The sequence below is a fragment of the Paraburkholderia sp. genome (assembly GCF_049581445.1).
Lineage (GTDB): Bacteria > Pseudomonadota > Gammaproteobacteria > Burkholderiales > Burkholderiaceae > Paraburkholderia.
In genome coordinates, this window is sequence record NZ_JBAURZ010000399.1 from 1 (window position 1) to 13,289 (window position 13,289).

At 62.0% G+C, this 13,289-nt stretch carries 12 protein-coding genes, 1 tRNA gene and 1 pseudogene; 3 read left to right on the forward strand and 11 right to left on the reverse strand.

Features of this window, described 5'->3' with window-relative positions; all coding sequences use genetic code 11:
* The 3 genes and pseudogenes from WCA85_RS34555 to map form a co-directional block, all read right to left on the reverse strand.
* Positions 1-270: pseudogene (locus WCA85_RS34555) on the reverse strand (septum site-determining protein MinC); the annotation flags it as partial.
* Between the two features lie 155 nt (positions 271-425).
* Positions 426-959 (reverse strand): GNAT family N-acetyltransferase, encoded by a 534-nt coding sequence (locus WCA85_RS34560; RefSeq protein ID WP_424070167.1) that lies wholly within the window; start codon positions 957-959, stop codon positions 426-428.
* A gap of 224 nt (positions 960-1,183) precedes the next feature.
* Positions 1,184-1,969, reverse strand: a complete 786-nt coding sequence (gene map, locus WCA85_RS34565; protein WP_424070169.1) for a type I methionyl aminopeptidase — start codon at positions 1,967-1,969, stop codon at positions 1,184-1,186.
* 521 nt (positions 1,970-2,490) lie between these two features.
* Between map and WCA85_RS34570 the strand changes: the two genes are divergently transcribed.
* Positions 2,491-3,474, forward strand: a complete 984-nt coding sequence (locus tag WCA85_RS34570; protein ID WP_424070171.1) for a ferritin-like domain-containing protein — start codon at positions 2,491-2,493, stop codon at positions 3,472-3,474.
* 127 nt (positions 3,475-3,601) lie between these two features.
* Positions 3,602-4,903: an Nramp family divalent metal transporter gene (locus tag WCA85_RS34575; protein ID WP_424070173.1), complete on the forward strand. Its 1,302-nt coding sequence runs from the start codon at positions 3,602-3,604 to the stop codon at positions 4,901-4,903.
* Between the two features lie 86 nt (positions 4,904-4,989).
* Here the strand turns inward: WCA85_RS34575 and WCA85_RS34580 are convergent, their stop codons facing one another.
* From WCA85_RS34580 to WCA85_RS34615, 8 genes are all read right to left on the reverse strand, one after another.
* Positions 4,990-5,502, reverse strand: coding sequence for a chalcone isomerase family protein (locus WCA85_RS34580; protein WP_424070175.1), 513 nt, complete (start codon positions 5,500-5,502; stop codon positions 4,990-4,992).
* A gap of 1 nt (position 5,503) precedes the next feature.
* Complete coding sequence (locus WCA85_RS34585; RefSeq protein ID WP_424070177.1) at positions 5,504-6,715, reverse strand: class I SAM-dependent methyltransferase; 1,212 nt, start codon at positions 6,713-6,715, stop codon at positions 5,504-5,506.
* Positions 6,712-7,572: a DUF1365 domain-containing protein gene (locus WCA85_RS34590; protein ID WP_424070179.1), complete on the reverse strand. Its 861-nt coding sequence runs from the start codon at positions 7,570-7,572 to the stop codon at positions 6,712-6,714. The genes WCA85_RS34585 and WCA85_RS34590 overlap by 4 nt, the downstream gene beginning before the upstream one ends.
* A complete protein-coding gene (locus WCA85_RS34595) occupies positions 7,569-8,867 on the reverse strand; it encodes an NAD(P)/FAD-dependent oxidoreductase (protein ID WP_424070181.1) in 1,299 nt (432 codons plus the stop codon). The genes WCA85_RS34590 and WCA85_RS34595 overlap by 4 nt, the downstream gene beginning before the upstream one ends.
* Before the next feature lie 460 nt (positions 8,868-9,327).
* On the reverse strand, positions 9,328-9,549 hold the full coding sequence (locus WCA85_RS34600) for a hypothetical protein (RefSeq protein WP_424070183.1): 222 nt from the start codon (positions 9,547-9,549) through the stop codon (positions 9,328-9,330).
* Between the two features lie 269 nt (positions 9,550-9,818).
* Positions 9,819-9,909: transfer RNA gene (locus WCA85_RS34605), tRNA-Ser, on the reverse strand.
* Between the two features lie 150 nt (positions 9,910-10,059).
* A complete protein-coding gene (gene serS, locus WCA85_RS34610) occupies positions 10,060-11,355 on the reverse strand; it encodes a serine--tRNA ligase (RefSeq protein WP_424070185.1) in 1,296 nt (431 codons plus the stop codon).
* A gap of 87 nt (positions 11,356-11,442) precedes the next feature.
* Positions 11,443-12,756, reverse strand: coding sequence for a replication-associated recombination protein A (locus WCA85_RS34615; RefSeq protein WP_424070187.1), 1,314 nt, complete (start codon positions 12,754-12,756; stop codon positions 11,443-11,445).
* A 271-nt stretch (positions 12,757-13,027) separates the two neighbouring features.
* Between WCA85_RS34615 and WCA85_RS34620 the strand changes: the two genes are divergently transcribed.
* A partial coding sequence (locus tag WCA85_RS34620) for a cytosine permease (RefSeq protein ID WP_424070188.1) occupies positions 13,028-13,289 on the forward strand: 262 nt, incomplete at its 3' end.

Consider the following 13,289-nt stretch of genomic DNA (forward strand, 5'->3'; position numbering starts at 1 on the left):
GCCTTGCTCGGGATTCGCCACCACACCCACCGGGCGCATGCGCACGCTGTCGAGCAACTGCGCGATGTCGGCGAGCGGCACGCGCTCGTCGTTGGCGAGCCGACGCACGTCGATCGCGACGACGTCATTGGCGAAGAATTCGGGGGTCGCCTCGAAGCGCCGCGTCAGCTCGGCACGCATGGCCTCGAGGTCGGTTGTTTTGACCACGAACAGGAGCGTGTCCACACTGCCACTGCGGAGTTCGAAAAAGGGCGATTTCTTGGGCGACATAGCGTTCGGCAAAAAATTTTGCGTATTTTACAGGCGTCCACGCGTGGAGCCAGTATTTTCCGCGATATGAATGAACGCCGCTGCCCAACCACGGCCGGCGGACGCCAAAGAAGCGCAGGGAACGGGATCGGCGTGCGGCGGGGCCGCTCGCCGAGTCACTGGGAGGAGACTTGCGAAGAACGCGGGACGTGGCGCACCAGCAGGCTTTCGGACTGGTCGGGCCAACGCGCCGTACGCGCATGCTCCCCGGTTGGGCCAAAGCCAAGACGTTCGTAAAAACGCATGGCGGTGCGGTTGGCGTCGGCCACCCACGCGTAGATTTCCTCGGCGCCCGCATCGGCCAGCCACTCGCTCGCGGTGTTGACGAGCAGTTCACCGCCACGCAAATGGCGCACGGCAGGCGCCACCCACAGCTCGCCGACAAAAGCGCGCAGTGCGGCGCTGTCCTCGAAGTGGGCTTCGATCAGACCGGCAGGATGCCCTTCGGTGTAGAGAATGAACGATGTAACCAGGCTCGAAACCGCGTGACCCGCGGCGGTGGCATCGAAGCTTGCCGCGTCAGCTGACAGGGCATCCTCCAGCGTCTCGCCGAAGGCATAAGGCGCCTCGCGCAATGACGCGGTACGGAGTTCGCGTAAAACTGCGCCCTGATCAGCGGCGATGCGGCGAACGGTCAATGACGGACTCATGCAGACGTAAACCCCTTGTAACACTAAGCCGTAGCTTTAACCGAACTTGCGCGCGAGTCAAATCCTTATTCACGATTTGTGCGCGAACTCCCTCGAAGGCGGCCCTCACCGGCGTCGTTGAATGGCCCCTGCAACCTGCCGACCACGAGCGGACTGGCCGCGCTCACTACTGGAGCGACAGCGACATCGGCTCTCGGCGCATGACTAAGTCCCTCAGACACCCCTCAGGGTGCTTCGTAACTGCCAGTGCCGTCCGGCCACGGCGTCAACAACTCGAAGCCATCTTCGGTCACGGCCACCATGTGCTCCCACTGCGCCGATAGCGAGCGGTCCTTGGTCACCACAGTCCAGCCGTCGCGCAGAACCGAAGTGCCCGCGCGCCCGGCGTTGATCATGGGCTCGATCGTGAACACCATGCCCGGCTTCAGACGTATGCCTTGCCCCGGCTGGCCATAGTGCAGCACCTGAGGCTCTTCGTGATACACGTTGCCAATGCCATGTCCGCAGTAATCGCGCACGATCGAAAAGCCGTCACGCTGCGCGGTCTTCTGGATGGCATGCCCGATGTCGCCAAGTGTCGCGCCCGGTTTGACCTGACGGATACCGGCCACCATCGCCTCGTAAGTGGTGTCGATCAGTTGCCGGGCCACCGTGCTCGGCTGGCCGACGCAATACATGCGGCTCGTGTCGCCGAAATAGCCGTCGCGGATCACCGCCACGTCGATATTGATGATGTCCCCGTCCTTCAGCACCTCGGCACGATTCGGAATGCCGTGACAGACGACCTGGTTGACGGAGGTACACACCGTCTTCGGAAAGCCAAGGTAGCCAACGTTTGCGGGGATCGCCTTTTGCTTGTTCACGATGAAGTCGTTGCAAAGCGCGTCGAGTTCATCGGTCGATACGCCGGAGCGTACGTGCTCGCCGATCATTGCGAGTACATCGGCAGCGAGGCGGCCGGCGATGCGCAGCGCGGCGATGTCCTCCGGCGACTTGTAGGTAATAGCCATGAAATCAGTACGGGTTCGTGAACGCGCGACGGCAGCGCCGCTGCGCACGTTCGTATGCGAAAGCCAAACCGGCAGCCACGGGTTGCGTTGAAGGTCGATGCACCCCGGCGATCCAGTCGTCGATCCGGGAATTGTACAGAGTATGGCGGCAGCAAGCGCTGCGAAACCAACTGACAGGTCAAGCAATTGCTGACGTAGCATGCAGCGCGCCTGAACTTCGCGTCACCGCGCTACACATTTTTATTCATCAAAACACCTTGATCAACCTACTGTTTTTGCGCGGCAATGCTGCGAGCGCACGTAAATATCTTTCTCATGGGCTGCATCCGATGAGTGATTCGATTCGTAAAGTCCGTTGAGGGCACACCTCTTCTCGGTGCAACGTTCGGTTCTTCTCCGAAGAGCAGTGCGTCTTCATGCTGGCGATTCGCGTGATCGCGTGCGCGCAGGTGGTTTCGTTGTCTGCGCGCAGGCGCCGCGAGTCTCGCGGCATTCCCTGCGAACCCTTGAGGAGCACCGTCATGTCAGAAAAGTCAGAGGAAAATTCAGCATCCCTTATTAATATGTTCGACCGACGCGTTGAGCGGCGTCAGCAACGCAGGCAATTTTTCCGAAACGCGGGGGGACTGAGCCTGGGGCTGATAGGCGGCACGCTGATCAGCGCGTGCGGCGGCGGTTCCGGCATCTCCTCGATGGCTCAGAGTACGGCACCGACGGACGAAGATATTCTCAATTTCGCACTTAACCTCGAGTACCTCGAAGCCCAGTTCTATACCTATGCGACTACCGGCAGCGGTCTGCCCACCAGCATGCTGGCGGGGGTCGGCACTCAGGGCGCTGTCAACGCGGGCGCGCAAGTGCCGTTCCAGGACCCCGTGGTGCAGGCCTATGCCAATGAAATTGCGAACGACGAGCGTGAGCATGTGGTGTTCCTGCGCGCCGCCCTCAGTTCAGCGGCTGTTGCCATGCCGTCGATCGACATCAGCGGCACCAATCCAAACGGTGCCTTCTCGGTCGCAGCTCGCGCAGCAGGGTTGGTCGCCGCGGGCGTCGCATTCAACCCATATGAAAGCGACAACAACTTTCTGCTCGGCGCGTTCATCTTCGAGGACGTTGGCGTCACTGCGTACAAGGGTGCTGCGCCGTTGCTCGCGAGCAAGACGTTTCTCACGGCGGCAGCCGGCATTCTCGCGGCAGAGGCGTATCACGCGGGCCTCGTGCGGACGACGCTGTATGCGAAAGGTATTGATATGACAAGCCTGCTCAGCGCAGCGGACGCCATCTCCGCGGCGCGCGACAGTCTCGATCAAGTCGGCAATGACGATCAGGGCATCACCGGCGCAACGGCCGGAACGTCGAATATCGTACCGCTCGACAGTAATGGTCTCGCGTTCGGCCGTAGCTATTCAGATGTACTCAACATCGTCTATCTGACCAGTACCGCTGCGGTGAAAGGTGGCTTCTTCCCGAACGGCGTGAACGGCACGCTGAACATGAGTGCCTGATCGAAGCTGCCTCCATGCAACCGGCAACGGGCCGACGTGACGACGATCACCCTTCCCCGTTCGCCGGCCCCGCTCGCGATGCGATCGCGACGTAGTCGAACCACAATGACGATGCCCAGGAGATGCCATGAACGAAGCCGTGAGTCATGTCGCACCGCAAACGTTGACCGAGCAGACCTGTTTCGCTATCCGTGAAGCGCTTGCAGGACGCCGCGGCGGCCCGCGTGCCATGTTGTCGTTTGCCGGGCCTGCGGTGGTCGCGTCGATCGCTTACATGGACCCGGGGAATTTCGCCACCAATATCCAGGCCGGTGCCGGTTATGGCTATACGCTGCTGTGGGTGGTGGCTCTCGCGAATGTCGTTGCCATGCTGTTTCAGTCGCTGTCCGCCAAGCTGGGACTCGTCACTGGACGCAACCTCGCCGAACTCTGCCGCGCTTCGCTCCCGCGCCGCTATGTGCTTGCGATGTGGGGTATGAGCGAAGTCGCAGCCATGGCGACCGACCTGGCGGAGTTCGTCGGCGGAGCGATCGGCGTTTCGCTGCTGCTCCATCTACCGATGCTCGCCAGCATGCTCGTCACTGGGGCAGTCACGTACGGCTTGCTGCAGTTCGAGAAAAAGGGGTTTCGCCCGCTTGAACTGGTGATTGCCGCGCTCGTCGGTGTGATCGGTCTGTCGTATCTGGCTGAACTGCTCATTGCTCCGGTTCAATGGCCCGCGGTCCTTTTGCATACGTTCACGCCGCGCATCCCGGATAACAACGCGCTGACCATTTCAGTCGGCATCATTGGCGCCACTGTCATGCCGCATGTGTTGTTCCTGCACTCGGGGCTGACGCAAAACCGGGTGACGCCGCGCAATGAACGCGAACGCGCCAAGTTGCTGAAGTTTTCGAACCTGGAAGTTGTTGCGGCCCTTGGTGTAGCCGGTCTTATCAACATGGCGATGGTGGTGATGGCATCGGGCGCGTTTCATCAGGGGCATTCGGATATCGCCAGCATCGAGACCGCATGGCGCACCTTGACACCACTGCTCGGCAGCGCGGCGGCCGGTCTGTTCCTTGCTGCGCTGATCGCGTCGGGCATCTCGAGTTCAGTAGTCGGCACGATGGCCGGGCAGATGATCATGCAGGGCTTTGTTGGCTTCCGGATTCCGATCGGCGTGCGCCGGCTGATCACCATGGTGCCCGCGCTTGCGGTAGTGGCGTGGGGCGTTGATGCGACCAACGCGCTGGTCCTGAGCCAGGTAGTGCTGAGCATTGCGTTGCCCGTGCCGATGATCGCGCTCGTGTGGTTCACCTCTCGGCGCGACCTGATGGGCGCCTACGCAAACCGCCGGATCACGACAATCGGCGCCGTGACGGGCACTGTGGCCGTGCTGGCATTAAACGGCGTGCTGTTGATGCAGGTGGCTGGTATTGGATTCTAGACGGCGTTATCGCCGATGCGCCCTCCCCCGCGCCGTCAGCAAGCGCGGGCAACATCTACCCATTGCGTGCGGGGCAACCTGACGCCCTACTGCGTCCGGCCGAGTAGTTGCATGCGCAACTTTGGCGCACGCGTTGACGGATCAAGCCAGATGCCGAAGAACGCGCGCGCAAATGCCGGATCGTCGATCTCGGCAGTTTCGCGCTCGCCCGCGTAGAAGCGCACGCCCTTGCCGGGCAGAAATACCGCGCTCAACTGACCGCCCGGCTCGACGTCAGTCAAGCCTCGCATCAAGTCGTCGCGCCAGCGGTCAAGCGTTTCTTGCGGAATCGGCGCCGCCGCCTGGCGCTCAATTTCATTCATGCCGATGTCGGCAAAGCGTTCACGGCTGATGTCGCGCGCATAGATCAGGTGGAGTGCAAACGGCTCGCCATAATTCACTGGCGCATGTTCACTCCATAACTGCGCGCGGTATAGCCTAAAGCCCAACACGCTGAAGTCGCCCTCGCCCACCAGCTGCGCGGCCTGCACGTCGGCGCGCCAGTCGGCGTTGGCCGGCATGGCGCACAGCAGCATCAGCAAAGCGGCCAGCGCGCGCACGTCAACTCGCCGATTCGAGCACGAACTGCATCACATCCGTACGCCCCTCATCGAAGCCCGCTTCGCAGTACGCCAGATACAGGCGCCAGGTTCGCACGAAGGTTTCATCAAAGCCCTGCATGCGAATCGCGTCGATCTGCGTTTCGAACGCATGGCGCCAGCGGCGCAGCGTCTCCGCATAGTCACGCCCGAACGCCAGTGACACATTTGCCGTGAGCTTGCCCCGTTTCGCCGCCGCTATGAATCGTTCCGGACTCGGCAGCATGCCGCCCGGGAAAATGTATTCGCGGATAAAGTCGCTGGTGGTCCGATACACGGCGAAGTGCGCTTCGTCGATGGTGATCGTCTGCACAAGCGCCTTCGCGCCCGGACGCAGTCGCTCGCGCAGGATGCGGAAGTAATCTGGCCAGAATTTTTCACCGACGGCTTCAAACATCTCGATCGACACGATGGCGTCGTACTGGCCAGTCAGCATGCGATAGTCGCGCAGTTCCAGCCGAAGCCGATCGCCTACACGTGCCTCGGCGGCGCGCGTAAGCGCGAATTCGAGTTGCGCAAGGGAAATCGTCACGCCGTGCACCTGAATACCCAGGCGCGCCGCGTAGATCGCGAAGCCGCCCCAGCCGCAGCCAATTTCGAGGATGCGCATACCCGCACGCAAGCCGAGCGTATCGATGATGCGCTGGTATTTGGCGTGCTGCGCAGTTTCGAGCGGCGTGCGGAAATTGCCGTCGAAGATCGCGCTCGAGTAAGTGAAACTGCAGTCGAGCCAGCGCGCGTAAAACGCGTTTCCAATATCGTAGTGCGCATGGATATTGCGGCGGCTGCCGGTGCGCGTATTGCGGCGCAGACGATGGCGCAGGCCGTACCACATCTGCGCCAGCCAGCCGCCATAGACGGTACGCTGCAATGCACGTTCGTTACGGATGGCGACGCGCAGCAGCGCCGCGAGATCAGGCGTATCGACCCAGAACTGGCGCCACGCTTCGGCAAAACCGATGTCGCCTTTACGCAGGATGGCCCCGCAGGCGCGCCAGTCACGCAGTTCGAGCCGCGCGCCGGGCGCGGCATGCGAATCGCCGAATACACATTGCTGGCCGTCAGGCGTTACGAGGACGAGATGGCCGACCCGAATCCGCTCGAGTAGCGACAGAAACAACCGACCTGACGCAGGGGCATTCTGAGGCCCGCTCAGGGTTCTGGAGGGCGTCATGGCTGAATCTCCTCAATCGACGAAGCGTGGTGCTTAGCAGCAGGCTCATGGAGGCCGCCGCGATGGTGTGGGGGTGTGCCGGCATTGCGGCCAGGCGCTGGATGCTTGCCGTAAAACGGCGCTTTCTTGAGGAACAGACGCAGCGCCTGCCAATGGATCCGCGCCACCACCCCGAGCGTGAGCAAGGGCTGACGCGCCAACGCGCCCAGTGCCGCGCTGCGCGTCAGCGGACGCAACCGGCCGCCCACCGCCGTGCGGATCAGCAAGCCATCGGCATCGTGATAGTCGATCGCAATTGATGACGCCCACTGCGTTTCGCTTACCCGAAACCGGTAGTGCCCTTCGATCTGGCAGAACGGCGACACGTGCAGCACCTTCCGGCAAATCAGTTCGGTGGAGGCGTTGATCGCCGCGCCATCGGGTGCGCTCAATAAGTAGCCATGACGCGTGCCAAAGGTATTACGCACCTCAGCGAGCAACGCACGCAGCGCTCCGTCGCGGTCATGGCAAAACCAGAAGCTAACCGGATTGAACGCGTAGCCGAACACTCTCGGGAAGGCTTGTAGCCAGATCTCGCCGTCGGCCGGCAGCCTCGCCTCGACTAGTTGCGCCCGCATCCATGCGTCGAGGTCGCTGCCGTCGCATGGTCCGTGATCACGGGCATACAGACTGAGTGGGCGCCAGCGGCTAACGCCGAACCATCCGCTATCGAGCGATGCAAGGCGCGCGAGATTGCACCGCACATAAAACACGGGATACGCGAAACGATGTTGACGAGGCCGTAGCCGTTCGTGCATCACGCGGCCAACCAGCAGGTATGCCGCGCTATCCTGGCGTTCGTTACCTGGAGCGTTCATAGCTTTGCCCAAGCCGGCAGCGCGGAGAAATCGGCGGCGACGCGCAACGCCGATTTCAGGCCGTCTTCATGGAAGCCGTAGCCCGTCCACGCTCCGGCAAACCAGGTGCGGCGCTGACCTTGCAGCATCGGCAGACGACGCTGCGCGTCGATCGCCGCCAGGTCGAACAGCGGATGGTCGTACACGAAGCGGCGCAACTCGGTGCCGGGCGTCGGCTCGGTAACAGGGTTGAGCGTGACGACCAGAGGCGTAGCAAACGGCAGCGGCTGCAACTGATTGACCAGGTAGCTGACGCAAACCGGCCGCGCACCACCAACACCGCGCCCACCCAGATAGTTCCACGCGGACCAGACGCGGCGGCGGCGCGGCAACAGGTTTGTATCGGTGTGCAGTACCGCGACGTTCGGCTGATAGCGCACGGCGCGTAGCACGCTACGCTCGGCTTCGTTAGCATCGTCGAGCAGGCGCAGCGTGTCAGACGCGTGGGTGGCCATCACCAGCGCGTCGAAGCGTTGCGGACCGGTGTCGGTCAGTACATCGACGCCATCGACGTCGCGCCGCACGCCGCGCACGGGCGTGCCGATGCGTACATCGTCGAGCTTGCTGACGATCTGCCTGACATACTCGCGACCGCCGCCCACCACTGTCCTCCATTGCGGACGACGCGTGACTTGCAGCAGCGCATGGTTCAGGCAGAAGCGCAGAAACGTGGTGGCAGGGAAACTCAGAATGTCGGCCGTGGCGCTCGACCAGATGGCCGCCGCCATCGGCAATAGATAGTGTTGCTGGAACGCGCCGCCGTAACCGCCCGCCGTCAACAGTTCGCCCATCGACACGCCCGTGTTGACCGCGACGTCCAGATTGCGTTGCGCACTGCCGTTAAAGCGCACGATGTCGCGCAGCATGCCAATGAAGGTCGGCGAGAACAGGTTGCGGCGCTGCGCGAAGACCGTGTTCAGACTCGTGCCGGCCCACTCGAGGCGGCCTTCGTCGAGCGAAACCGCGAACGTCATCTCGCTTGGGTGCGCTTTGACGCCTAGCTCAGTGAACAGCGCAATCAGGTTCGGATAGGTGCTGTCGTTGAAGACGAGAAAGCCCGTATCGACTGGATGCGTGTGTCCGTCGAGCGTGACGTCAACCGTATTGGTATGGCCGCCCAGGTATGAACCAGCTTCGAAGAGCGTCACCTGATTCTGTCTGGATAACAGGTAGGCACTGGCCAACCCCGAGATGCCGGCGCCGACGACCGCGATGCGTTGTCCGCGCGGCTGAGGGTTTGAGGCAGCGTGACTCATGTGCGTGTCTCCAGATTGAAACGGGCGCACGCGGACATCAGGATGAATTGCTTTGCGCGCCCCATGATCGGAATACGCAGCAAGCGCGGGATTGGATGCAGAGATGGGTGGGAATTGAGGTCCGCAGGGCGGCGCGACGGGACATTGTCCAAGAGACTACGAGCCGCTAACGTGCAAGCGCAATAGTCAGTTAGGTGCGGGGGCGCAGCGGAATATCGCGCGCCCAATGTTGCTGGAAGGACGTTCGGCGAGGATGTGGTGCGGCGAGCGCATGGCGGTCTTTGCGCCAGTTCCCGAGCAACGCATGAACGTTGCCAATCTTTCGACGTGGATATTAACTGCACGTCGCCACGACAGAATTGCCATGACTCAGAGACCTCGGCACGGACGAGGCCGAAGTGGGAGGGATGGGTGCGCGATTCCTTCCTGCCCGCATCTCGCCACGTTAGTCAAACACGTTTCAGTCCCAGATGTTTCGAAACGCGACTGCCACGATCACCGGTACACACATGACAAGCGGAATGGCGAAGTAAGGCACTTCAAGGTCAACGTAATAGCTGTAGACGAGCCAGCCGACACCAGCACCGAGCGTCGCTAGCGCAACCAGCCAGGTGAGGATGTTTAATGTGGTATTGGACGGACGCCTGCGCGTTCGTTCTTCTTTTGTCGAAGATGTTTTCATCGCAGCACCCAAGGTTTGTCTCGTATTACCCCGACTTCGATTTTACTCTCGCTGCAGATTCGGCGACGACTCGGCCATGTGCGTGCGGCTGGATCAACACTTGCGGAGATGGCCCTGCGGACCTGCTGTCTCCGCCTCTCTGACGGGCTACTGCGCGCAGAACAATGGCAATTTTTGATTGCGTGCTTCGGAGGGCAAATGGCGCCGCACAAAACTGCCGTACAAACAAAAGCCCCGCAGAATTTCTTCTGCGGGGCTTTTTGGAATTCTGGCGGAAAGGGTGGGATTCGAACCCACGGTACAGCATAACTGTACACCGGATTTCGAGTCCGGCGCATTCGACCACTCTGCCACCTTTCCGGCATTGTCGATGATGATAACGACGCTTCACCACCTACACCAAGCGGGTCGCTGCTTGGCGAAGCGAAGATTATAGAACAGTTGGAACAGCTTTCCAAGCCCCTTCCCACAAAATCTGCACGGAGGTTTGGGATACGCGCAAGCCGATTGTTACGCGGCCGGCAGTTCCAGCCGCTCCACCCCGCCGATATACGGACGCAGCGCCACAGGCACCGTCACCGACCCATCCGCATTCTGGAAATTCTCCAGCACCGCGACGAGCGTACGGCCCACTGCCAGCCCCGAGCCGTTCAGCGTATGCACAAGTTCGGGCTTGCCCTGCGCGTTGCGATAGCGCGCCTGCATGCGACGCGCCTGGAACGATTCCGTATTCGAGCAGCTGGAAATTTCGCGATACGTATTCTGCGCTGGCAGCCACACCTCGAGGTCATACGTCTTGGTCGCGGAAAAGCCCATGTCGCCGGTGCAAAGCGTCATCACGCGATACGGCAACTCGAGCTTCTGCAGAATCGCTTCGGCGTGGCTCACCATCTGTTCGAGTGCGTCGTACGAGGTTTCCGGCGCCACGATCTGCACCATTTCGACCTTGTCGAACTGATGCTGACGAATCATGCCGCGCGTGTCGCGCCCGTACGATCCCGCCTCCGAGCGGAAGCACGGCGAATGTGCCGTCAGCTTGACCGGCAACGCGCTTGCATCGAGGATGCTGTCGCGCACCGTGTTCGTCAGCGAAATTTCCGAAGTCGAAATCAGATATTGCGTCACCGTATTCTCGGCGCCGCCCTTCTCGACACGGAACATGTCGTCGGCGAACTTCGGCAATTGACCGGTGCCGTACAGGATCTCCGGATTGACGATGTACGGCGTATAGGTTTCGGTATAGCCGTGCTGTAGCGTATGCGTGTCGATCATGAACTGCGCAAGCGCGCGATGCAGTCGCGCAATCTGACCGCGCAGCAACGTAAAGCGCGCGCCAGACAGCTTCGCGCCCGTCTCGAAATCGAGGCCAAGCGGCGTGCCGACATCTACGTGATCTTTCACTTCGAAATCGAACTGACGCGGCGTGCCCCAGCGACGCGTTTCAACGTTACCGGTTTCGTCCTTCCCGGCCGGCACGCTTTCGTGCGGCAGGTTCGGCATGACGAGCATCAGGTCGGACAAACGCTTCTGTATGTCTTCGAGCTGCACGGCGGAGGCCTTCATCTCGTCGCCAAGGCCACCCACTTCGGCCATCACGGCCGAGGTGTCCTCGCCCCGCCCCTTCATCGCGCCGATCTGCTTCGACAGGCTGTTGCGGCGTGCCTGGAGCTCTTCGGTACGGGTCTGAACGGCACGGCGTTCCGCTTCGAGGGCGGTAAAGGCCGCCACGTCGAGGGTATAGCCGCGGTCGGCGAGTCGCTTCGCGACGCCGTCGAGGTCTTTGCGCAGCAGCTGGATGTCGAGCATGGGATGGGGCGGGTAATCGTTGTATGAATCCGGGATTTTAGCGCACCGGCGCGGGCTGCCGGGGCGCATCGCATGTACAGCGAATGTTCAGGTCTTCTTTGGCTTGTTCTCGCTGCGCCACCGCGCGTCGAGTTCGGCCAGACGCGCCATCTTTTCACCGATCTTGCCCTCCAGGCCCCGCGGCGTCGGTTCGTACCAGTGCGGCTCGCGCATGCCGTCGGGCAGGTAGGTCTCGCCGGCGGCGTACGCGTCCGGTTCGTCGTGCGCATAACGGTATTCGTGGCCGTAGCCGAGTTCCTTCATCAACTTGGTAGGCGCGTTGCGCAGATGCACCGGCACTCCTCGCGACTGATCTTTGCTGACGAAGCGTCGTGCTTCGTTGTACGCCATATAACCCGCGTTCGATTTCGGCGCCACCGCCAGGTAGATGATGGCCTGAGCCAGCGCGAGTTCGCCTTCCGGGGTTCCGAGCCGCTCATACGTTTCAGCCGCGTCGAGCGCAATGCGGGCCGCACGCGGATCAGCGAGACCGATGTCTTCCCACGCCATCCGCACGATGCGACGGGCCAGATACCGCGCGTCCGCGCCGCCGTCGAGCATGCGGCAAAGCCAGTACAGCGCACCGTCGGGATTGCTGCCACGGACTGATTTATGCAGCGCGCTGATCTGATCGTAAAACGCGTCGCCGCCCTTGTCGAAGCGGCGCAGGTTCTCAGCCAGCGCGCTGCCTAGCAGCGCGCCGTCGATCTCCGTCGTTTTCTGTTGCGCCGCGGCCCGCCCGACTATCTCGAGGTTGTTGAGCAGTTTGCGGCCGTCACCGTCGGCGGAGCCAATTAGCGCGGCCCGTGCTTCGTCGGTGAAGGTCAGCCCGCCGAGTTCCTGCTGCGCACGGTCAAGCAATTCGCGCTGCTCGTCGTCGTCAAGGCTTTTTAGCACGTAGACGGCGGCGCGCGACAGCAGTGCGCTATTCACCTCGAAGGACGGATTTTCGGTCGTCGCGCCGACGAACACGAACAGACCCGATTCGACGTGCGGCAGGAATGCGTCCTGCTGACTCTTGTTGAAGCGATGCACTTCGTCGACGAACACCAGCGTCTGATGACCATGCGCACGATGTACCTGGGCGGTCTCGACCGCTTCACGGATATCCTTGACACCGGAGAGCACCGCCGACAAGGCGATAAATTCCGCATGAAACGCGTCGGCCATCAGCCGCGCAAGCGTGGTTTTGCCTACACCCGGCGGCCCCCAGAGGATCATCGAATGGGCTTCGCCCGACTCGAACGCGACCCGCAACGGCTTGTTGGGACCGAGCAGATGCTTCTGGCCGATCACCTCGTCAATATTGCGGGGCCGCAGGCGTTCGGCGAGCGGGACGTTGGCACGGGTTTCTTCAAACATGGCGTTTTGTGGATAATCTCGGCTTTCCGGGCGTAGCTCGGCCTGGGGACGCGAGCCCGGCAAGACGCGCTTGCGGACCTGCGACCAAAGCCGGCGCGCAGTCTGCGGCACGGTCCTGCATTATGACAGCCGCCGCGCGAATCCGAGCCAGGACAGCCCGCACGTGAACCGCGCTGCCTGTTCAGGCGGCGGTTCTGCGCAATTCGCGGCTCAGCGAACGGGAATCAAAGATTTACACCAACGATCAGCGACAAGACAGGGACGACACCAGATGGCACAAGATCCACTCGCCGGCAACGCCGGTTCAACCTACGCACCGCTTACGCCGGTGCCCGACGCGCGCCGCGCATTCCGCACGGGCGATGCCTTCGCCCTGTGGTTCTCGCTTGGCATTGGTCTGCTCGTGGCCCAGGCTGGCGCATTGCTGGTACCGGGGCTATCGCTGCCGCATGCGCTTGCCGCGATTGCCATCGGCAGTGTGATTGGCGTCGTGCTGCTCGCGCTCGCCGGCGTGATCGGCACCGACACCGGGC

Coding starts and splice junctions, on each gene's coding strand:
- WCA85_RS34560 (WP_424070167.1), bottom strand. CDS start 959: ATGAGTCCGTCATTGACCGTTCGCCGCATCGCCGCTGATCAGGGCGCA.
- map (WP_424070169.1), bottom strand. CDS start 1,969: ATGGCTATTACCTACAAGTCGCCGGAGGACATCGCCGCGCTGCGCATC.
- WCA85_RS34570 (WP_424070171.1), top strand. CDS start 2,491: ATGTCAGAAAAGTCAGAGGAAAATTCAGCATCCCTTATTAATATGTTC.
- WCA85_RS34575 (WP_424070173.1), top strand. CDS start 3,602: ATGAACGAAGCCGTGAGTCATGTCGCACCGCAAACGTTGACCGAGCAG.
- WCA85_RS34585 (WP_424070177.1), bottom strand. CDS start 6,715: ATGACGCCCTCCAGAACCCTGAGCGGGCCTCAGAATGCCCCTGCGTCA.
- WCA85_RS34590 (WP_424070179.1), bottom strand. CDS start 7,572: ATGAACGCTCCAGGTAACGAACGCCAGGATAGCGCGGCATACCTGCTG.
- WCA85_RS34595 (WP_424070181.1), bottom strand. CDS start 8,867: ATGAGTCACGCTGCCTCAAACCCTCAGCCGCGCGGACAACGCATCGCG.
- WCA85_RS34600 (WP_424070183.1), bottom strand. CDS start 9,549: ATGAAAACATCTTCGACAAAAGAAGAACGAACGCGCAGGCGTCCGTCC.
- serS (WP_424070185.1), bottom strand. CDS start 11,355: ATGCTCGACATCCAGCTGCTGCGCAAAGACCTCGACGGCGTCGCGAAG.
- WCA85_RS34615 (WP_424070187.1), bottom strand. CDS start 12,756: ATGTTTGAAGAAACCCGTGCCAACGTCCCGCTCGCCGAACGCCTGCGG.